14 protein-coding genes are annotated in these 20,286 nt (G+C 62.8%); 8 read left to right on the top strand and 6 right to left on the bottom strand.

Annotation, left to right across the window (positions count from 1 at the left end; all coding sequences use genetic code 11):
* Positions 1-3 precede the first annotated feature (3 nt).
* Positions 4-813, top strand: coding sequence for an FAD binding domain-containing protein (locus tag R4P65_RS03065; RefSeq protein ID WP_317825391.1), 810 nt, complete (start codon positions 4-6; stop codon positions 811-813).
* Positions 810-3,518 carry a molybdopterin-dependent oxidoreductase gene (locus R4P65_RS03060; RefSeq protein ID WP_317825390.1) on the top strand — a complete coding sequence of 903 codons (2,709 nt, stop codon included), beginning with the start codon at positions 810-812 and terminating at the stop codon, positions 3,516-3,518. Before R4P65_RS03065 ends, R4P65_RS03060 begins: the two co-directional genes overlap by 4 nt.
* Here the strand turns inward: R4P65_RS03060 and lat are convergent.
* Positions 3,515-4,843 (bottom strand): L-lysine 6-transaminase, encoded by a 1,329-nt coding sequence (gene lat, locus R4P65_RS03055; RefSeq protein ID WP_317825389.1) that lies wholly within the window; start codon positions 4,841-4,843, stop codon positions 3,515-3,517. The genes R4P65_RS03060 and lat overlap by 4 nt on opposite strands.
* A 65-nt stretch (positions 4,844-4,908) precedes the next feature.
* On the bottom strand, positions 4,909-5,373 hold the full coding sequence (locus R4P65_RS03050) for an Lrp/AsnC family transcriptional regulator (protein WP_003940830.1): 465 nt from the start codon (positions 5,371-5,373) through the stop codon (positions 4,909-4,911).
* A 30-nt stretch (positions 5,374-5,403) separates the two neighbouring features.
* Here R4P65_RS03050 and R4P65_RS03045 point away from each other — a divergent pair, with 30 nt between their 5' ends.
* Together R4P65_RS03045 and R4P65_RS03040 are read left to right on the top strand one after the other, a co-directional pair.
* Positions 5,404-6,699 (top strand): VOC family protein, encoded by a 1,296-nt coding sequence (locus R4P65_RS03045; RefSeq protein WP_317825388.1) that lies wholly within the window; start codon positions 5,404-5,406, stop codon positions 6,697-6,699.
* Positions 6,686-8,191, top strand: a complete 1,506-nt coding sequence (locus tag R4P65_RS03040; protein ID WP_317825387.1) for an aldehyde dehydrogenase family protein — start codon at positions 6,686-6,688, stop codon at positions 8,189-8,191. Before R4P65_RS03045 ends, R4P65_RS03040 begins: the two co-directional genes overlap by 14 nt.
* Here the strand turns inward: R4P65_RS03040 and R4P65_RS03035 are convergent.
* Genes R4P65_RS03035 through R4P65_RS03025 form a run of 3 tightly spaced genes read right to left on the bottom strand, consistent with a single transcriptional unit; the run spans position 8,142 to position 11,360 of the window.
* Positions 8,142-8,927: an alpha/beta fold hydrolase gene (locus R4P65_RS03035; protein WP_317825386.1), complete on the bottom strand. Its 786-nt coding sequence runs from the start codon at positions 8,925-8,927 to the stop codon at positions 8,142-8,144. The two genes, R4P65_RS03040 and R4P65_RS03035, sit on opposite strands and share 50 nt — an antisense overlap.
* Positions 8,924-9,988: an isopenicillin N synthase family dioxygenase gene (locus tag R4P65_RS03030; RefSeq protein ID WP_317825385.1), complete on the bottom strand. Its 1,065-nt coding sequence runs from the start codon at positions 9,986-9,988 to the stop codon at positions 8,924-8,926. The genes R4P65_RS03035 and R4P65_RS03030 overlap by 4 nt, the downstream gene beginning before the upstream one ends.
* Positions 9,969-11,360 carry a nucleobase:cation symporter-2 family protein gene (locus R4P65_RS03025; protein ID WP_317825384.1) on the bottom strand — a complete coding sequence of 464 codons (1,392 nt, stop codon included), beginning with the start codon at positions 11,358-11,360 and terminating at the stop codon, positions 9,969-9,971. The genes R4P65_RS03030 and R4P65_RS03025 overlap by 20 nt, the downstream gene beginning before the upstream one ends.
* 134 nt (positions 11,361-11,494) lie before the next feature.
* Between R4P65_RS03025 and R4P65_RS03020 the strand changes: the two genes are divergently transcribed.
* From R4P65_RS03020 to R4P65_RS03010, 3 genes are read left to right on the top strand one after another with little or no spacing between them, the layout of a single operon-like run.
* Positions 11,495-12,058, top strand: a complete 564-nt coding sequence (locus R4P65_RS03020; RefSeq protein ID WP_317825383.1) for a helix-turn-helix domain-containing protein — start codon at positions 11,495-11,497, stop codon at positions 12,056-12,058.
* 54 nt (positions 12,059-12,112) lie between these two features.
* Positions 12,113-13,117, top strand: a complete 1,005-nt coding sequence (locus R4P65_RS03015) for an acyl-CoA dehydrogenase family protein (RefSeq protein WP_317825382.1) — start codon at positions 12,113-12,115, stop codon at positions 13,115-13,117.
* A 34-nt stretch (positions 13,118-13,151) separates the two neighbouring features.
* Positions 13,152-14,243 (top strand): N-formylglutamate amidohydrolase, encoded by a 1,092-nt coding sequence (locus R4P65_RS03010; RefSeq protein ID WP_317825381.1) that lies wholly within the window; start codon positions 13,152-13,154, stop codon positions 14,241-14,243.
* A gap of 24 nt (positions 14,244-14,267) precedes the next feature.
* Here the strand turns inward: R4P65_RS03010 and R4P65_RS03005 are convergent, their stop codons facing one another.
* On the bottom strand, positions 14,268-15,599 hold the full coding sequence (locus tag R4P65_RS03005) for an anaerobic C4-dicarboxylate transporter family protein (RefSeq protein WP_317825380.1): 1,332 nt from the start codon (positions 15,597-15,599) through the stop codon (positions 14,268-14,270).
* A 106-nt stretch (positions 15,600-15,705) separates the two neighbouring features.
* On the opposite strand from R4P65_RS03005, the gene R4P65_RS03000 reads away from it, so the two are divergent.
* A complete protein-coding gene (locus R4P65_RS03000) occupies positions 15,706-20,253 on the top strand; it encodes an ATP-dependent helicase (protein WP_317825379.1) in 4,548 nt (1,515 codons plus the stop codon).
* Positions 20,254-20,286 lie beyond the last annotated feature (33 nt).

Genomic DNA, 20,286 nt, shown 5'->3' with positions numbered 1-20,286 from the left:
GCGATGGACCTGCACAGCGTCGACGAAGTTCTGGTGCCGCGGACCCGCGCCGAACTCCCCTGTGCGTCACCCGGCATCGGGTTCATCGGCGGCGGCACCTGGCTGTATTCGGAACCGCAGCCGCACCTGACCACGCTCGTCGACTTGTCCGGCCTCGACTGGAGGGCAGTCGAGGTCAGCGATCACGGGATCGAAATCGCGGCCACCTGCACCATCGAGGAACTGTGCCGCGCCGAACTGCCCGCGTCGTGGACCGCCGCACCGCTCTTCCGGCAGTGCGCCGATGCATTGCTCGCATCGTGGAAAGTCCTGCGATACGCGACAGTCGGCGGCAACATCGCACTGTCCTTCCCGGCCGGTGCCATGACGACACTGTACACTGCCCTCGATGCCGAATTGACGATCTGGCGCCCGGATGGAACCGAATACTCGTTCCCCGTAGTCGAATTCGTCATCGACGATTCTCGCAACGTTCTCGGTCCCGGCGAGATCATCCGTAGTATCCGGATTCCCGCACACGCACTGACCGCACGCACCGCGATGCGGAAACTGGCGCAGACGTCGCTCGGGCGCTCCGCTGTCGCCGTGGCCGGCCGGTGCGGCGCCGACGGTTTCACCCTAGCGGTCACCGCTGCCACCCGCCGTCCGTACGCTCTGAAATTCGACAAGCTCCCCGACACCGCTGCACTCGCGAATGCGTTGCGCACCAGGATTCCGGAAGACGCCTACTTCACCGATGTTCACGGAACTGCGCCATGGCGGCAGGCGATGGCTGCGCTCCTCGCCGAAGAAATCCGAGGTGAGCTGGAATGAAGTACTCGGTGGACGGAGTTCCCCGCGACGACCAACCCCGCCCTGGGCAGTGCCTGAGAACATTCCTCCGCGAGCATGGAACGAACTCCGTCAAGAAGGGGTGCGACGCCGGGGACTGTGGGGCGTGTTCGGTGCTCGTGGACGGGCACCCGACCCACTCGTGCATCTTTCCAGCCCATCGCGTCGACGGCCGCGAGATTGTCACCGCTGCCGGACTCGGTACACCGGAGAGCCTGCATCCCACTCAACAGGCCTTCGTGGATGCGGGCGGCTTCCAATGTGGTTTCTGCACAGCGGGAATGGTGGTCACGGCATCGGCACTGTCTCCGGAGCAGAAGACCGATCTCGCCTGCTCGATGAAAGGTAACCTGTGCCGCTGCACTGGATACAGATCGATTCGTGACGCCCTGGCTGGTACTGCCAACACCGAGACTGCCGCGTTGGGCTCAGCCCAAGGCCGTTCGATCGCAGCACCGGCTTCCGCTCGAATCGTCACGGGTACCGAGCAGTTCACGATGGATTTCGCCCCGGGCGAGATGCCGAACGGCCTGCTCCACACCGCGGTGCTCGGGAGTCCGCACGCACACGCGCACATCACCCGGATAGAGACGGCAGCAGCCGAAGCGGCGCCAGGCGTCGTCACGGTACTCACATTCCATGACAGTCCGGACGTGTTGTTCTCGACTGCTCGGCACGAGGACCGCAACGACGACCCCGACGACACACGGGTGTTCGATCGCACTCTCCGTTTCCGCGGCCAACGCGTCGCCGCGGTCATCGCCGAAACCCCTGAGCAGGCTTGGCGCGCCCTCGCCCTGATCGAGGTGGATTACGAGGTCGTCGACGCGGTTTTCGAACCCGACCGTGCGCGCTCCCCCGGCGCTCCGCTCCTGCACGGTGACAAAGAGGAGAGTTCCCGGATCGCCGCGGCCTCCCGCAATGTGGTTGCAGCACTTCACGATGGTGTCGGTGACCTGGATCGCGCGCTGCAGGATGCGACTGCCGTCGTCGAGGGCACCTGGCAAACCGCACGGGTCCAGCACGTGGCATTGGAAACCCACGGCGCAGTGGGATGGCTCGAGGAGGATGACCGCCTCGTCATCAGAAGTAGCACGCAGGTGCCGTTTCTGGTTCGCGACGAGTTGGCCCACATCTTCGACCTCGACCGCGGCCGCATCCGCGTGTTCGCCAAGCGGGTGGGCGGAGGTTTCGGCGGGAAGCAGGAACTACTCACCGAAGATCTGGTCGCACTGGCCGTCCTGCGAACCGGTAGGCCCGTTGCTTACGAGTTCAGCCGAAGCGATCAGTTCACCATCGCACCGTCGCGGCACCCGATGCGAGTATCGGTACGTGCCGGCGCCGATGCCGACGGCACTCTCACTGCGCTCGCCATCGACGTCCTTTCCGACGCCGGGGCGTACGGGAACCATTCGATCGGAGTCATGTTCCACGGTTGCGCCGAATCGATGGCGGTCTATCGGGCTGCGACCAAACGCGTCGACGCCGAGGCGGTTTACACGAACAACGTTCCGTCCGGAGCCTTCCGTGGTTACGGTCTCGGTCAGATCATCTTCGCTGTCGAGTCGGCCATGGATCAGCTCGCGGAGCGTCTCGGCATGGACCCCTTCGAGTTTCGGCGGCGAAATGTCGTCGTTCCAGGAGACGATTTTGTCGACTGGCACGTCGAAGACGGTGATCTCGAATTCGGCAGCTACGGACTGGACCAGTGCATCGACCTCGTCGACAGGGCACTGTCGAGCGGACGCGGAGAGACTGCACCGGCGGGGCCGCGTTGGCAGATCGGACGGGGCATGGCAATTGCGATGATCGCGACGATTCCGCCGCGCGGTCACTTCTCCGACACCTCCGTCACACTCGAGGCCGACGGTCGGTACGTCGTGAACATCGGGACTGCCGAGTTCGGCAACGGAACCACGACGGTCCATCAACAGATCGCTGCCACGGAATTGCGGACGACAGTGGATCGCATCAAGATTGTTCAATCCGACACCGACTCCGGTGGATACGACACCGGAGCGTTCGGGTCGACGGGAACGGTTGTTGCCGGAAAGGCTCTCCTGATCGCCTGCGAACGCCTCCGTGAGCGGATACTGACCCGCGCTGTACGGGTAAGCGGGCACGGAGCGCAGGTCCGCGATCTTTCGCCGGACGGGGTCGAATCCTCGCACGGTTGCATCGATTTCCCGACGCTACTCGAAGGTGGCCCGCTCGCCGCTGACGGTCGCCACGACGGAACACCGCGCTCGGTCTCGTTCAATGTTCACGGTTTTCGCATTGCCGTCGACACGGATACCGGCCGGGTGAAGATCCTGCAGTCGGTTCAGGCCGCCGATGCCGGCACCGTCATCAACCCGGCCCAACTCCGAGGGCAAGTGGAAGGCGGTGTGGGACAAGCACTCGGCGCTGCGCTGTCGGAGGAGATAGTCATCGAAGAAGGTCGGGTGATCAATCCGCAGCTGCGCAATTATCACGTTCCCCAGATCGGGGATCTGCCGATCACCGAAGTACTGTTTGCCGACACGTACGACAAACTCGGGCCTTTCGGCGCAAAATCGATGAGTGAGGCCCCCTTCAATCCTGTAGCACCGGCGTTGGCAAACGCGATTGCCAACGCGTGTGGAGTCCGTATGTACTCCACACCGATGACACCGGATCGAGTGTGGGGCGAGCTGCAGAGGCCCTAAGTCTCGTGTGCGAGCACGCGCTCGACCGCGTCGACCGCGTCGTCCAGCTCACTGGTGGTCACCGTCAGGGCGGGCCGGAATCTGATTCCTTTCTTCCCGGTTGGCAGTATCATCACGTGCTCGTCTTCTCGTAATCGCTGTACGACGCGATCGCGAAGGTCACTGTCTTCCAGGGTGATCGCGCACATGAGGCCACGACCGCGCGGCTCAGTTGCCGCCGCGTACCGCCCGCAGACTTCGGTCAACCGGGCAAGGAGATGTGCACCCGTGAATCGCGCGCGGTCGATCAGTCGGTCCTGTTCGATGACTTCGAGTATCCGCCGGGCACGCACCATGTCGGTGAGGTTGCCACCCCACGTCGAATTGATCCGGGAACTGACGTGAAACACGTTGTCGTGCACTTCATCCACGCGCCCACCGGCCATGATTCCGCACACCTGCGTTTTCTTGCCGAACGCCACCACATCCGGACTCAGTCCCAATTGTTGGTAGGCCCAGGCAGTTCCGGTGATTCCGCAACCGGTCTGTACTTCGTCGAGAATGAAGAGGGCGTCGTTTTCATGGCACAACTCCTGCATCGCCCGCAGAAATTCCGGCCTGAGATGATGGTCGCCGCCCTCGCCCTGGATCGGTTCGGCGATGAAACAGGCAATATCGTCGGGGTTGTCGGCAAAAGCTCGGCTCGCTTGATCGAGAGCTTGCCTCTCCGCAGCTTCGACATCGCGGCCGTCTGCCAGGTACGGCGAGTCGATACGTGGCCAGTCGAACTTGGGGAATCGCGCGACCTTGCCCGGCTCGGTGTTGGTGAGCGACATCGTGTAGCCACTGCGGCCGTGAAAAGCCTCGGTCAGGTGCAGGACCTTGGTCCCCAGATCTGCTGACAACCCACGGCTTTCGTTCCACCGACTCTTCCAATCGAAGGCAACCTTGAGTGCATTTTCCACCGCCAGGGCTCCGCCGTCGACGAAGAACAAGTGCGGGAGTCCCGAATCCCCCAGCACCCGAGCGAAAGCCGCAACGAAGCGCGCCATAGGTTCGGTGTAGATGTCGGAGTTACTCGGCTTGTTGGAGGCCACGACGGCCAACTCCTGTTGGAACTCCTCGTCGCCTGTGATCGCAGGGTGATTCATACCCAGGGCCGAAGAGCCGAAGAAACCGAACATGTCCAGATACTCGGTCCCGTCTCGCAAGTCACGGAGATAGGAACCGCGCGACCCTTCGACGTCGAGAATCAGATCGAATCCGTCGACGAGGATGCTGGCCTTCAACACCTCGTAGACCGGAAAGAGCGCACTGTCACCGAAGTCTCGCATCGCAGTACTCATACGCGAAGGTTATGTCAATTTTACGAGAGTGTCGATAGAACACCGCAAAAGTTATTGAACATGCGTCATTCGTCGTAAAAAGTTTGTAGGATGATGGTGCTTCGCGTGTTGACGTTGGCTGCCGTACGGATCTCCTGCAGCAATCGCTCCAACGCCCGAGGTGACGCCACCCGGACCAGGAGGACGTAGCTTTCACTCCCGGCCACCGAGTGACACGAGACGACCGCCGGCAGGTGACGCAAGCGAGCAGGCGCATCGTCGGGCTGCGAGGGATCGAGAGGAGTGATGGCGACAAATGCGGACAGATTGTGACCGAGTGCCTCAGGATCGATCTTCGCCGAGTAGCCACGGATCACCTTGCGAGACTCCAATCGACGCACTCTCGACTGGACTGCGGAGATCGAGAGTCCAGCCTTCTCAGCAAGACTCGCGAGAGTGGCACGGCCGTCCAAGACCAATTCACGCATCAAAAGTCGATCGGTTTCGTCGACCGGGACACCGGCAACGTCACTGGTTTCTGTTTCTCGCACCTGCGCAGGCTAACGCAATCGGACATTCGTATGGTTGAAACCTGGGAGCTACGTGCACGGTTCGCAGCGGCCCTCGCCAAGATGTATGGCGACGAGGTCCCCGCTTACAACACCTTGGTAGATGTAACGCTGCAGGTGAACCGTGATTTTGCTGCCGAACATCCGGATTCGGCGGAGCGTCTGGGCAGTCTCGCGAGGGTCAGCACCGAGCGTCACGGCGCCATCCGACTGGGGACTCTCGACGAACTACGTGACGTAACCACCGTCTTCGGCGGATTCGGTATGTTTCCGGTCGGCTACTACGACCTCCGGCTCACGGACTCCCCTATTCCCGTTGTCTCGACAGCATTTCGTCCGACCGATCCCGCCGAACTCGCACGGAACCCGTTTCGCGTTTTCACCTCGGTACTGACTGTCTCCGATTCCAGGTTCTTCGACACCGACCTAGAGCGTCGGATCACTGCGTTTCTGCGTCGCCGCACCCTGTTCTCTCCCGAACTTCTTCAATGGGCACGGCAATCGAGCCACGGGGGCGGCCTGCCAGAGCCCGAGGCCACACACTTCGTCGACGCGGCGACCTCCGCGTTTCGGCTCGGCACCGATCCCATCGACGCAGCCTGGTACCGCGAACTCGCCGCGATCTCACCGGTCGCTGCAGACATTGCGGGGCAGGGCTCGACACATGTCAATCACCTCACCCCGCGGGTACTCGACATCGACGAGTTGTACCGCCGAATGACCGAGCGCGGCATCACCATGATTGACCGCATCCAAGGCCCGCCGAGATGGAGTGGACCGCTACTGCTTCTGCGGCAGACGTCGTTTCGCGCATTGGCCGAAGACAGGCGCTTCCGCCGGCCGGACGGATCGATCACCACAGAACCTGTCCGCGTCAGATTCGGTGAGGTGGAGGCCCGCGGAATCGCATTGACCCGCAGCGGTCGAGAGATCTACGACCGACTGATCGCCAGGCCCGAGGATGCACACTGGGACAGGGAATTTCCGCACTCCGAAGACGGACTCGATGGGGCGGGGTTGGCCTACTTCACGTACCGAAACGAAGGATCGACGCTCGTCCGCGATCCTATCGTCTACGAGGACTTCCTACCGGCCTCCGCGGCCGGCATCTTCGCATCCAATCTCGATTCGGTGACCGGATTCGTTTCCGATGCGCCGGGCGCCGAATACGGGCAGGATCGATTGGAGGACGCCATCGACCACACCATCGAAGATCCGTTCGAGTTGTACCACGCACAACAAGAGGCGTCACGTGCCGCGCTTTCTCCCGCCTACAACCACAGAGGACTCCCCAGTGAACCTGCCTGATTCTTCGAGCCTCGCCGATCGCGCCGAAAACGCCCTTGCCGCGTGCGGTGTCGAGTGGCCCGCCGGCGATCTGAGGGCACATACCCCGATCACTGGTACGCAACTGCGTACCGTCCGGCAGCACTCCGGTAAAGAAGTCGACGACGCCGTCGACGCGGCGCATCGAGCGTTCCTCACCTGGCGCACCGTCCCCGCTCCGGCGCGCGGAGCGGTCGTGCGCCGGCTGGGCAGCCTACTGACCGAGCACAAGGAGGACCTCGCGGAGATCGTGACCCTCGAAGCAGGCAAGGTCACCTCGGAGGCTCTCGGTGAGGTACAGGAGATGATCGACATCTGCGAGTTCGCCGTCGGTCTCTCCCGGCAGCTCTACGGACGCACCATGCCGTCCGAGCGTCCCGGACACCGGTTGACGGAAACGTGGCACCCTCTCGGCGTTGTCGGGGTCATCTCCGCGTTCAACTTTCCCGTCGCGGTGTGGTCGTGGAATACCGCCATCGCTCTCGTGTGCGGCGACGCCGTCGTCTGGAAGCCTTCGGAAACTACGCCGCTGACTGCACTGGCTTGTGACGCCCTCCTCCGACGCGCACTCGCCGACTGTGATGCGCCGATAGACGTGCACCAGTTGATCATCGGCGGACGCGATGTCGGTGAGGCCTTGGTGGACAATCCACTTGTGGCCTTGGTCAGCGCTACCGGTTCCGTGAGAATGGGCCGCGCCGTGGCTCCACGAGTTGCCAAGCGCTTCGGACGAAGTCTCCTGGAGCTGGGTGGAAACAACGCCGCTGTCGTCACGCCGTCGGCAGATCTCGAGCTTGCCGTGCGCGGAATTGTCTTCTCCGCCGCCGGAACTGCCGGGCAGCGCTGCACCTCACTGCGCCGGCTCATCGTTCACGAGTCGATCGCCGACAACGTCGTCGACCGCGTTGCGTCCGCATACGCGCAACTCCAGGTCGGCAGTCCCTTCGACTCCGGTGTTCTGGTCGGGCCGCTGATCAACGAAGCCGCGTTCGAGGCGATGCAGAAATCGCTCTCGGCCGCGCGCGCGGACGGCGGGACCGTAGTGTGCGGCGGCGACCGCATCGGCGAATCCGGGTTCTACGTGACACCTGCACTCGTTCGTATGCCCGCACAGACCGAGGTGGTACGGGCCGAGACTTTTGCACCCATCCTCTACGTCTTGACCTACACCGATTTCGACGACGCCATTGCGCTGCACAACGATGTGCCTCAGGGACTTTCGTCCTCGATCTTCACGCTCGATCAGCGTGAAGCCGAGCGTTTTCTCGCCGCCGACGGTTCCGATTGCGGCATCGCGAACGTGAACATCGGAACGTCCGGTGCGGAGATCGGCGGCGCTTTCGGCGGGGAGAAGGAGACGGGCGGCGGACGCGAATCGGGTTCGGATTCGTGGAAGGCATACATGCGCCGAGCCACCAATACCGTCAACTATTCGGACCAGCTTCCGCTGGCTCAAGGGGTCGAGTTCGGCTGAACACCGGCTGGGCGAAGTCGGTGATCGCGTCGATCAACTCAGGGAGCGCCGACAACTGCGGTGCATGATCGGTGCCCAGGCTGACCACCTGGGCACCGGGGACGAGTCTCTGCATGGCACGCTGAGCCTCGATCGGCACAGTTCGATCCAGGGTGCATTCGACATAGAGCCTCGGCACGGTTCCGAATCGCTCCTCGGTCCAGTCCGCTGCCATCAAACGGGCGGAGTCCAATTGTGGGACAAGCATGCGCGCTGCGCCTATCGCATCGGCGACAGGCGCTTCGTGGAAGAACACGGCGGCACCGGCTTCCGGCGGAACTGCCGTTGCTTCGCCTTCGCCGACAGGGACCAACCAACGCGAGATCCCGACCGGACTTTCCAAACCGGCTTCAGCACACAGCATCCCGAAATCCATCTGTGACGGCAGCATCATTCCCGCGACATAGACAAGACCCGTTACCTGCGAAGGTATCCACTCGGCCACCTGCGAGGCCACGATCCCGCCACCTGAGTGACCGACCAGGATGGCCGGCCCGTCCAAGGACTCGACAACTGCCACAACATGTTCGGCAACCACATCGAGATCGATCACGTCGTCGGGGTTCCAACTTCCCGAGCCGGGAAGCTCCACCACAACGGGATTGAAGCCGTCCGCCTTCAGAGGGCCACGCACCCGATCCCAGACCCAACCACCTGCCCAGGCGCCGTGAATCAGGACGATATTCCGTGCACTCACTGCTTCACCTCGAACTCGGCCGCCGAGAGCACCCGAGCCGCCTCACGACCTGCGGCGGCGTTGGACTTTCCCTGCCTCGACCCGGCCAATTTGGCCTTGATGTGATCGCGAACGGTAATGGGTTCGTACTCCAAGCCGGAGTCGTCATGAAAATTCGGCAGAGTCGCAATCACCGCATCGACGTTTCCGTCGTGAAAGAAGGCCGCGGACCGCCGACGCTTGATGGTGCCATTCACCACTGGCGGCGCGACCCGGTGCAGAGTGGACATCCACCGATCGTTGGTCAGTCGGGCGGTGAGATCCCCGAGGTTGACCAACAGCGCATCGTCTTCCGGGCAGACGTCATGCCAGCGTCGGTCGCTCCCGAGCACCTGCAAACCCTCGACCTGATCCGCCCACAACACGGTGACCAGACCGAAATCGGTATGTTCCCCCATCCCCTTCAACTCGCCGTCCAATGTCACCGTCCCTTCGGACAATGCATAGTTGTTCATCCGCAGTACGTCGATGGAATGGTCGGTGATCGACTCGAAGAATCCCGGGGCCAGACCTAGCGCGTCTTCGAATATCGTGGTGAGTGTGTGTGCAACACGCACGCCGTGGGCGTAGTAGTCCTCTACGCGCTCCCTGAATCCGCGAACAGCGGGCCACAGGTTGATTCCGTAATCCTCCTCCGACAGTTCGAGTTCGGTGAACGATCGGGCTTCGGTTCCTATATTGAATGCCTCGAAGAAGTCGTTCATCCGAGTCGCGGATTCGACGCCTAGACTCAGGCTCAGTGACTCGCTCTTGGGCGGGCTGTACCCACGATTCGCGCCCTCGATTCGGTAGCCCGACTTCGTCTCCATCGGCAGCCCGAAGAAGTCGTCCAAGGCTTCGGCGAGGCCGGAAGAAACGGCGGCCGGAACACCGTGGCCCCGAATCTGCACGAAACCTACAGTCCGACAAGCATGGTCGACTTCGGCAGCCACTCGCGCCTTGTCCTGGTCGGCACCGCCGAGTACGTAAGGCGAGATGTCGATGACGGGCACTTCGAATGGATCAGACTGGGACTGCGACACCGGCGTCTCCTGCAGAGTTGGTAGCGGGTTCAGTTTTGGCAGTGGGGTGAAGGCTCTCGCGCGATCGCCTCGCGAGTTCACCGAGTCGGGTGTGATTGAACAGCAGATTGAGTGAAAAGGCCGAGGCCGCAGCCAAGGTGATGCCGCTACCGAGAAGAATCTGGGCCGAGGAGGGGAATCGCTCGAACATCCCCTCCGCAAATTCCGGCAGAATACCGATTCCGACGGATACAGCAGCGATCGTGGTGTTGATCGGGTCGCTGAGATCGACCTTGCGCAACGTATTGATTCCGACCACGGCGACAGTCGAGAACAAGATGATTCCAACGCCGCCGACCACCGGATCGGGAAGGGCTGCAACCACTTCACCCATTCGCGGGATGAGGCCGAGGACGATCAGAATGGCACCGCTGGTAGCCGTCACGTACCGGCTGTACACCCGGGTAGTGGCAACGGCTCCGACATTCTGCGAGAAAACAGTGTCGACAAAGGCGTTGAAGATTCCGCCCAGAACTCCCGACATACCGTCGGCCACCAACCCTCGTGCCAGATCTGCTTTTTTCAAAGGCTTTCCGGTGATCTCGCTGACCGCCAGCATGCTGGCCGTCGATTCTGCGAAGACGACTGCCATGACGATACTCATCGCCACCACGGCGGTGACGGGAAACTCCGGTGCGCCGAAGTGGAACGGCATCGGGAAGCCCACCCACGCCGAGCCGCCGACGCCACTCAGATCGATCAGGCCCATCGGGATGGCGATCACGGTGCCGATCACCAACGCCATCAGCACACCGAGCTGCGTCCACATCCCTCGGCCGAGGCAGATGAACGCCACCGCGACTACGACGACTGCCGCAGCCAGCGCCAGGTTCTTCGGGTCGGCGAACGACGGGGAGGTGGGGTCGTTACCGACGATCAAGCCTCCTGCGACCCCGATCAACGAGATGCCGATAACTGTGAGGACGACGCCGGTGACCAGGGGCGGAAAGTATCGGACGATCTTGGCGAACGGTACAGCCAAAGCTATGCCGACAACACCACCGACCAGCATGGACCCGTACACGGCCTGCAGGCCGTACTCCTTGGCGATCAGAATCATCGGCGTCAGCCCGGCAAACGTCGCCCCGCAGACGATCGGCAGGCGCACACCGGCGACTTTCCCGACGCCCAGGCTCTGGATGATCGTGATGATGCCTGCAACGAGTAAGTCCGCGCTGATCAGCATCGCTACCGTGCTGCGATCCAGTCCTACTGCCGCACCGAAAACCAGCGGAACCGTGATGCATCCGGTGTACATGATGAGGACGTGCTGAAGAGCAAAAGCAGACTGGCGGGCAATGGGAAGCCGCTGGTCGACTGGATGGATGGCCATGCGCCGATCTCCGTCCGAAGCTGGAAGTGTTTCGTGTACGGGACTATTCAGCACGTCGATAATTTCTTACCGTGGTCGAATTTGTTTCGTCTGTGTAATCAAAACTTTCACCAGAGCACTGCTATCTTCGGCACATGGACGACGACCAGAGAGCGATAGCGACCGCAATCGGGGCTGCCGTGCGGACGGCGCGAAAAGAAGCCGGTTTGACGTTGCGTGAGGTTGCCGTGAAGTCGGGCTTGTCGCAGCCCTTCTTGAGCCAGACCGAGAACGGCCACGCAGTACCCAGTGTCATGAACCTTCATCGCCTCGCGCAATCGCTCGGCACCACTGCGCACGCACTCTTGGCGCAGGGTGAGCGAACTCCGTCCAGCCTCGTCCGCGCCGGCGAGGGACGAACATTCGAACTGGCACACGATTCGGTGATCCGCTTCTGCTCCACTGGTTCACGCACCATGGAACCCAACGAGATCACGGCAGCACCTTATTCGGAGGCAGGTGAGCACACCGAGCACGCCGGCGAAGAGTTCATTCATGTTCTCGAAGGATCTGTCGAGGTCGAGGTGGGACTGGACGAGCATCACGTTCTTCACGTCGGTGACACACTCCTCTACACTTCGACCATCCCGCATCGGTGGTTCAATCGCACCGATGCGGTGGCGAGATTCCTCATCGTGAGTTCGCCGCCCTCGTTCTAGATGCTCGGTTCCGGTTCCACACCACAACCCCCGCTCACGGCTTACCCTGACAGCGTGACCAAGTGGCCGGAGCTTGCGCGTGAGATCGCCGATACCGTTCTGTTTCCCGTCGCCGACAGCGTCGACGCCGACGGAGAAATTCCCAGCAGCCATTTCGACGCGCTCGCCGCCGACGGCTTCTACGGCATCGCCGCCCTCGGCGAGGGCGGACCTAACAGCGAAGAACTGGTCGACGTCCTCGAAACCTTGTGCGGCGGTTGCCTGGCGACGACCTTCACCTGGATGCAGCATCACGGCGTCGTCGGAGCCTTGGCTTCGAGTTCCAACATTTCTCTGCGCGAACAATACTGGGACGGGCTCGTTTCCGGCACGATTCGCGGTGGCGTTGCGTATGCCGGCGCCATCCCCCGACCACCGCTCCTGTGGGCGAAGCGGGTGAACGACGGCTACGTCCTCGACGGAATCGCACCCTTCGTCACCGGTTGGGGCATCGTCGATGTTCTCGTGGTGTCGGCGCGGGACGAGTTCGACAATTCCATCGTCCATTCCGTTGTACCGGTGGGCGAAGCGCCGGGGCTGACGATCGAGGAGCTTCCCCTGATTGCTGCGCGCGGGAGCAACACCGTCCGAATCGTGTTCGACGCTTTCGAAATTCCCGATACCGACGTCTGTTCTGTCGTCAGCGATGAACAATTCCAGAGCACCCAACTACCCGGACTGTGGCTCAACGGCGCGATGGCGATGGGCATCACCCGCCGCGCTGTCACCGAACTCGCGGATCTTGGCGTCGACGCCGGTGTGTTCGAGGAACAAGCCGCCCGGGCACGCGCGGATCTCGATGCAGCACTGCGCGACGGCGGCGAGATGTCGGCTGCACGCGCCCGCGCATCGGAACTTGCGATACGAGCGTCGGCCGCGCTCGTCACCGCCACCGGAAGTCGCGCCCTGGTCGGCAGCAACACCCCCGAGCGGCTCATGCGTGAAGCCACCTTCACTCTGGTCGCGGCTGGTCGACCGGAGATCAAAACTGCTCTCGTGGAACGACTCAGCGGATACTGAGTATGCACGGTTGCACTCGATTACGCTGGGGCTCATGACCAGCGGAGAACCAGTACTCATCCCGGCCGGAACCGTGTTCACGCCAGAGGACCTGACGTTCTACGCCGATCGTGACTCCCGCAGTCTCGACGACGCCATCGCCGAAGCCGACCTTCTTGTCAGTTGCCCGCACTCGGGTTCCGCGATTCCAGCAGAACTCTCACGCTTTCTCGCACCCGAGTTCACACAGCGGTTGCAATTCAACTTCACCGACATGTCCACCAGTCCCATCGCGCGCCGCTGGGCCGAAATCGATTCGCGCATCGTGTACGTGGAGAACCCGCACCCCAGAATGATTCGCGATCCCAACCGTGCGAAGCCCGAAAACCTGGAAGCGTCACTGCGCGAAGCCTTCGCCCGCGTCCACAAGGCCGGTGCCGGCAACAAGGCTGACCTCACCGGCGTCGACGCAGTTCGCCCTGTCACCTTCTCGTTCTACCCCCTGCTGCTCGAGCCGACCGACGACGCGGATTGGAAGAACCTCGCCGAGACCTTCACCGAGACAGCCGAACACGGTTTGGGCGTCTACGAGAGAACTCGCGACGCACTGATCGAAGCCATGGTGGAGAAGAGCCTCGAACTCGGCCGATCATTCGTGACGTTGTCGTTCCACGACACGATGAACCACACCACCCGGCGGGACGGCGCCGTCAATGTCGAACGGCCGGAAGCAGATCGACTCCCCGATGTCGTCGCGCTCTCCAATCGTGGCGACCACGACGGCAATCGACGCGGCGACAATCCCGTGACTATGGATCCGGATCTCATTCGCACACTTGCGGTCTCACATCGCAAGGGATTTCAGGTCGACGATCCAGATGCCGTCGCCCTCAATCAGCCGTACCTCGGCAGTTTCGAAATCATCCGAGCCGGATCCAGATTCGCCGAATTGAGCGCCAGCGCTGCCGAAGCCGGGATCACGTTGAGCGCGGTTCAGGCCGAATTCAAACGAGAATTCCTACTGGGAGACGAACTGGCCGCACACATCATGGAGCCCGGCGTCGACTGGCCTACACCCGACACCGAACGGGTGGACCAGCTCGCCCGCGCGTGCAAGGCGAGCTGGGGCCACTACCGCAACAGCTGACTCAGCGGTATCACTCCGGCTGACTCAGCCGAGCACCACTCCGAACACCGCACCGGCCGCAATCGTCGTCACGGCCAAAATGATGGTCGGCAGGAAGAACGAGTGGTCGACAAGCTTGGAGCCGAGCTTCGTGCTGCCGGAGAGGTCGAAGTTCGCAGCCGCGATCTGCGAACCGTTTGTCGGCAACAGATAGACGCCGGCAAACGCTCCGGCCCACATGCCGCTCACCAGGCCTGGTGCAATCCCGGCCGCGAGACCGATCGGCACAATGGTCCTGGTCGCAGTCGACTGACTGGTCGTCAGTACACAGACCAGGAACACACCGAGCGCGAAGATCCACGGCGCGGCGTTGACCCAGTCACCGACGGTGCTCGTGATCAGCTCGGAATGGGCGCTGATGAACGTGTCAGTCAGCCATGCCAGACCGAACAACGCGATGGCCGAGACCATACCGGCACGGAACACGGTCGAGGACGGCACGTCGGCGACATTCGGGCGGCACACCAGCAGGATCAACGTACCCACGACGAACATCAGCATTTCGATGATCGGTGTCATCCCCATCGGAGTGCCGTCGGCGGCTTCGGGGCGAATTCCCTTGAACAGACCGAAGATCACGATAGCCAGAACGCCGGCCAGGAAGATCAGTGCCGCGTTTCGTCCGGTCTTCGTCGAGACGAGTTCGGTCTTGGATGCTGCACCCGGTCCGGCCAACTCGCCCGACTTCAGCTTCGCCTGTATCTCCGGGTCGTCGTCGAGATCCTTGCCGAGGCGGTTGACCGCGATGGACGAGAGGACGATGCCGACCACGGCCGCCGGGAAGGTGATCTTGATGATGTCGATGAGTTCGAAATCGTAGGGCGCGACGTCGGTCAGCGTGACCATGGCCGCCATCGCCGCTGACACCGGGCTACACGCCAACGCCACGCCGGTGGAGACGACTGACAGCGACAGCGGCCGTGACGGCCGCACCCCGTTCTTGTACGAGACGTCGTAGATGACGGGAAGCAGCGGGTAGAGGATGTTGGACGTACCGGCGCCGGCCGAGAACAGGAACGACACCAACGGCGCGATCAGCGTGATCTGTTTCGGTCGGGATTCGATCAATTTGGCTGCGATGGTGACCATCCAGTCGATACCACCTGCCGCCTGCATCATCGACGACGCCAGGACGACGGACAGGACGATGAGGAGAGCGTCGACCGGCGGACTGCCGACGTCTTCTCCGAAGACGAACACGAGGACGGCAACACCTGCGCCGCCCCACAGGCCGAGAGCGACACCGCTCGATCTGGTACCCATGACAATCGCCCCGAGCACTACCGCCAGCTCGAGGACAATCTTGACTGCTTCCATCAGGCACTCGCCTTCTCCAGAACAAGAGAATCGCTGTAACAGGGCAAATAGTATGCTCTGCACTTCGGCTCCGGGCACGAACACGCTGTCGGTGGGAAGGGGCAATATGGTGGTCGTGACCAACGTCCTCGGCAGATTCTCGCCCGCAACACGCGAGTGGTTCGGCGGTGCCTTCAGCGCTCCCACCGCTGCACAGCTCGGTGCCTGGGAATCCATCGCGAGCGGCTCTCACACACTTGTCGTCGCACCCACCGGATCCGGCAAGACATTGTCCGCTTTTCTCTGGGCACTCGATCAGCTTGCGGCCAAGGACGAAGGCGAACGCACCACCAAAGTCCTCTACATTTCGCCGCTCAAGGCGCTGGGTGTGGACGTCGAACGAAACCTTCGCGCACCGCTGGTCGGCATCACACAGACTGCGAAGCGTCTGGGCCTCACTCCGCCCGAGATCACCGTCGGTGTCCGTTCCGGTGACACTTCCCAGGCCGATCGGCGCTCGTTGATCAAGCGGCCTCCGGACATCCTGATCACGACGCCGGAGTCGCTGTTCCTGATGCTCACCTCCGCTGCCCGGGAAACACTGGTGGGCGTCGACACCGTGATCGTCGACGAGGTTCACGCGGTGGCGGGTACCAAGCGGGGTTCACACCTTGCGCTCTCCCTCGAACGTCTGGACGGCTTGCTCGAGCGTCCGGCGCAGCGCATCGGATTGTCGGCCACGGTTCGTCCGCACGAGGAGGTCGGGCGGTTCCTCGCCGGTTCGGCACCCATCCGGATCGTGGCGCCGCCTGCCGCAAAGACATTCGACCTCACTGTCCGTGTTCCCGTCGAGGACATGACCGAATTGGGTATCGCGACGCCGGCCGACGGTTCCGAATCCCCCACCCCGCAAGCCGGTTCGATCTGGCCCCACGTCGAGGAACAGATCGTCGACCTCGTTCTCGATCACCGATCATCCATCGTGTTCGCCAACTCTCGCCGCCTCGCCGAACGATTGACGGCCAGACTCAACGAAATTCATGCCGAGCGCGCCGGCCTCGTCGTCGACAAGTTGCCACGACCGCCCGCACAGATCGGGGCTCCCACCGAGGTCAACTACGGCGCGGAACCTCTCCTTGCTCGCGCCCACCACGGATCGGTCAGCAAAGACCAGCGCGCCCTCATCGAAGACGACCTCAAATCGGGTCGATTACGATGCGTCGTCGCCACCAGCAGTCTCGAACTCGGAATCGACATGGGTGCCGTCGACTTGGTCATCCAGGTCGAGGCACCGCCTTCGGTTGCCAGCGGCCTGCAGCGTGTCGGGCGCGCCGGCCACCAGGTCGGTGAGATATCGCGAGGCGTCGTCTTCCCCAAACATCGCACCGACCTGATTCATTGCGCGGTGACGGTCGAGCGCATGGTCGAAGGCAAGATCGAGGCGATGGCCGTTCCAGCCAATCCCCTCGACATCCTCGCCCAGCAAACGGTAGCGGCCACCGCACTCGAGCCGATCGACGTCGACGACTGGTTCGAGACCGTGCGCCGAAGCGGTTCCTTTGCAACGCTTCCCCGTTCGGCGTACGAGTCAACTCTCGATCTGCTCGCCGGGCGGTACCCCTCGGACGAGTTCGCCGAATTACGTCCGCGCCTGGTCTGGGATCGCGAGTCCAACACACTGACGGGGCGCCCGGGTTCGCAGCGTTTGGCCGTCACTTCCGGCGGCGCCATCCCCGACCGCGGCCTCTTCACCGTCTACATGGTCGGAGAGAAAGCATCACGCGTCGGCGAACTCGACGAAGAAATGGTCTACGAATCCCGCGTCGGCGACGTCTTCGCTTTGGGCGCCACCAGTTGGCGGATCGAGGAGATCACCTTCGATCGGGTTCTGGTCAGCCCCGCCTACGGCATGCCAGGTCGTTTGCCCTTCTGGCACGGCGACGGACTCGGCCGCCCCGCCGAACTCGGGCAGGCGTTGGGACAGTTCGTCCGCGAGACGGCACTGGGTAACGAAGCCGACGTCGTCGAGCGTTGCCGAGTCGGTGGGCTCGATCACAACGCCACAACCAACCTGATTCAACTCGTCGGTGAGCAGAAGAATGCCACCGGGCAGGTGCCGTCGGATCGCACTCTGGTGGTCGAGCGTTTCCGCGACGAACTCGGCGACTGGCGTCTGGTGCTCCATTCCCCGTACGGCCAACGGGTTCACGCGCCGTGGGCCCTCGCGATCGGCGCACGCCTCCAGGAACGATACGGCGTCGATTCCAGCCCGACGGCCTCCGACGACGGCATCATCATCCGGCTCCCCGACACCGAGAACGAACCTCCCGGTGCAGAACTGTTCACCTTCGACGTCGAAGACATCGAAGATCTGGTCACCCAGGAGGTGGGCGGCTCCGCGCTGTTCGCTTCCCGATTCCGCGAATGTGCCGCCCGCGCACTACTTCTCCCCCGCCGCAATCCCGGCAAACGTGCACCGCTGTGGCAGCAGCGTCAGCGGTCAGCACAACTACTGGATGTCGCCCGCAAGTTCCCGACATTCCCGATCCTGCTCGAGACGGTGCGGGAGTGTTTGCAGGACGTATACGACCTGCCTGCGCTGAAGGAACTGTTCGGCAAGATCGAGAAACGGCAGATCCGAATCGTCGAGGTGGAGACGGCCTCGCCGTCTCCGTTCGCGAGTGCGCTCCTGTTCAACTATGTGGGCGCATTCATGTACGAGGGCGACAGTCCCCTCGCCGAGCGACGCGCTGCCGCACTGTCGTTGGACTCCACTCTGTTGGCCGAACTGCTAGGGCGCGTCGAATTGCGCGAGCTACTCGACGCCGGAGTGATCGAGCAGGCCGAAAGTGAGCTGCAACGGCTCGCGCCCGACCGCAAGGCCAAGGATCTCGAGGGTGTTGCAGACCTCCTGCGCATGCTCGGCCCGTTGACCACCGAAGAAGTCACCGAACGCTGTCTCGAAGATCCGGTCTCGTGGCTCGAGAAGTTGGTCGCGGACAAACGTGCTCTCCACGTCGCGTATGCGGGCGAGAACTGGTGGACCGTCGTCGAAGACGCCGCGCGCCTTCGCGACGGACTCGGCGTTCCCCTACCCATCGGCGTTCCCGCCGCGTTCATCGAGCCGGTCGATCAACCTCTCGACGATCTCTTGAGCCGATACGCCCGCACCCACGGCCCCTTCACCCTCGCCGACGCGGCCGGCCGGTTCGGTATCGGCGTTTCCGTCGCACGTGACGTTCTCGGTCGACTCGCACTCGAAAAGCGAGTCCTCGAAGGAGAATTCCGTCCGGCGTCAACCGGAAGCGAATGGTGCGACGCCGAGGTCCTGCGCCGCCTACGCCGCCGCTCGCTCGCCGCTGCACGCCAAGAGGTCGAGCCGGTCGGTACCGCAACGCTCGGACGATTCCTTCCCAGCTGGCAGCACGTAGGCGGCACGCTGCGCGGAATCGACGGTGTTGCAACCGTGGTCGATCAACTTGCCGGAGTTCCGATTCCGGCGTCGGCTCTCGAATCGTTGATCCTGCCGAGTCGCGTCGCCGACTACTCTCCCGCGATGTTGGACGAACTCACGTCGACCGGTGAAGTCCTGTGGTCCGGATCCGGAGCAATCTCCGGCAAAGACGGGTGGGTAGTGCTGCATCCCGCCGACCTGGCATCGATCACGCTCAATTCACCTGCCGACACCGACGTCTCGGAGTTGCAGAAGCGCATCCTCGACCTGCTGTCCGGCGGCGGTGCCTACTTCTTCCGCCAGTTGGTCGACGCGTTGAGAACTACGGAGTCGGCTGCGGACACGGTCGACAGTGCGGTGACGACAGCACTCTGGGAGTTGGTGTGGCTCGGACACATCGGAAACGACACCGTCGCACCGCTTCGCGCACTTCTCTCCGACACCACCAGAACAACAACCAGTCACCGATCACCTCGCCGGGTTCCTCGTGCCCGTCCGTACCGCGGGATGGCCCGCGCTTCCACGCCCGCTCGCACCGGACCGGCAACCGCCTCCGGTCGGTGGTTCCAACTGCCAGGCATCGAACCGGATCCGACCATCCGGGCGCACGCCACGGCCGATCTGTTGCTCGAACGGTACGGCGTGGTCACCCGCGGTTCGGTGATGAGCGAGAACGTGCCGGGCGGCTTCGCGTTGATCTACAAGGTACTGAGCACGTTCGAGGACAACGGTCGCGCTCGACGCGGATACTTCGTGGACACCTTGGGTGGCGCCCAGTTCTCGACCCCTCCCGTGGTGGACCGCTTGCGCACGTTCGGTGATTCCATCGAGGGACGCCACACCTCTTCGGCTGCAGTCACTCTCGCGGCCTGCGATCCGGCAAACCCGTACGGCGCGGCGCTGCCGTGGCCGGCGTCGGGGGGCGAGGAATCCCCTGGGCACAGGCCCGGACGAAAAGCCGGCGCATTGGTAGTTCTGGTGGAGGGTGAGTTGGTTCTGTTCGTCGAGCGCGGCGGTCGCACGATCCTGACATTCACCGACGACGCCGGAACGTTGCGCATGGCAGCACTGTCGCTTGCACAGAAGGTGACTTCTCGCGCTATCGACAAGTTGGTAGTAGAGAAGGTCGACGGAGAGACCATCCACGGCCACGATTTCGCTCCGGTCCTGGTCGAAGCCGGCTTCGCAGCCACCCCTCGCGGATTCCGCTTGAGGTCATGAGGATTGAGGTCATGATGGTTGCGATCGTGAAGT

The sequence above is a fragment of the Rhodococcus sp. IEGM 1318 genome (assembly GCF_033142465.1).
GTDB lineage: Bacteria > Actinomycetota > Actinomycetes > Mycobacteriales > Mycobacteriaceae > Rhodococcus_F > Rhodococcus_F qingshengii_B.
This window is presented reverse-complemented; position numbering and strand designations above follow the sequence as displayed.

What these genes read in the sequence shown, in the direction of transcription:
- R4P65_RS03060 (WP_317825390.1), top strand. Translation starts at nt 810, where the DNA reads ATGAAGTACTCGGTGGACGGAGTTCCCCGCGACGACCAACCCCGCCCT.
- R4P65_RS03025 (WP_317825384.1), bottom strand. Translation starts at nt 11,360, where the DNA reads ATGGCCATCCATCCAGTCGACCAGCGGCTTCCCATTGCCCGCCAGTCT.
- lat (WP_317825389.1), bottom strand. Translation starts at nt 4,843, where the DNA reads ATGAGTACTGCGATGCGAGACTTCGGTGACAGTGCGCTCTTTCCGGTC.
- R4P65_RS03020 (WP_317825383.1), top strand. Translation starts at nt 11,495, where the DNA reads ATGGACGACGACCAGAGAGCGATAGCGACCGCAATCGGGGCTGCCGTG.
- R4P65_RS03065 (WP_317825391.1), top strand. Translation starts at nt 4, where the DNA reads ATGGACCTGCACAGCGTCGACGAAGTTCTGGTGCCGCGGACCCGCGCC.
- R4P65_RS03010 (WP_317825381.1), top strand. Translation starts at nt 13,152, where the DNA reads ATGACCAGCGGAGAACCAGTACTCATCCCGGCCGGAACCGTGTTCACG.
- R4P65_RS03045 (WP_317825388.1), top strand. Translation starts at nt 5,404, where the DNA reads ATGGTTGAAACCTGGGAGCTACGTGCACGGTTCGCAGCGGCCCTCGCC.
- R4P65_RS03000 (WP_317825379.1), top strand. Translation starts at nt 15,706, where the DNA reads ATGGTGGTCGTGACCAACGTCCTCGGCAGATTCTCGCCCGCAACACGC.
- R4P65_RS03005 (WP_317825380.1), bottom strand. Translation starts at nt 15,599, where the DNA reads ATGGAAGCAGTCAAGATTGTCCTCGAGCTGGCGGTAGTGCTCGGGGCG.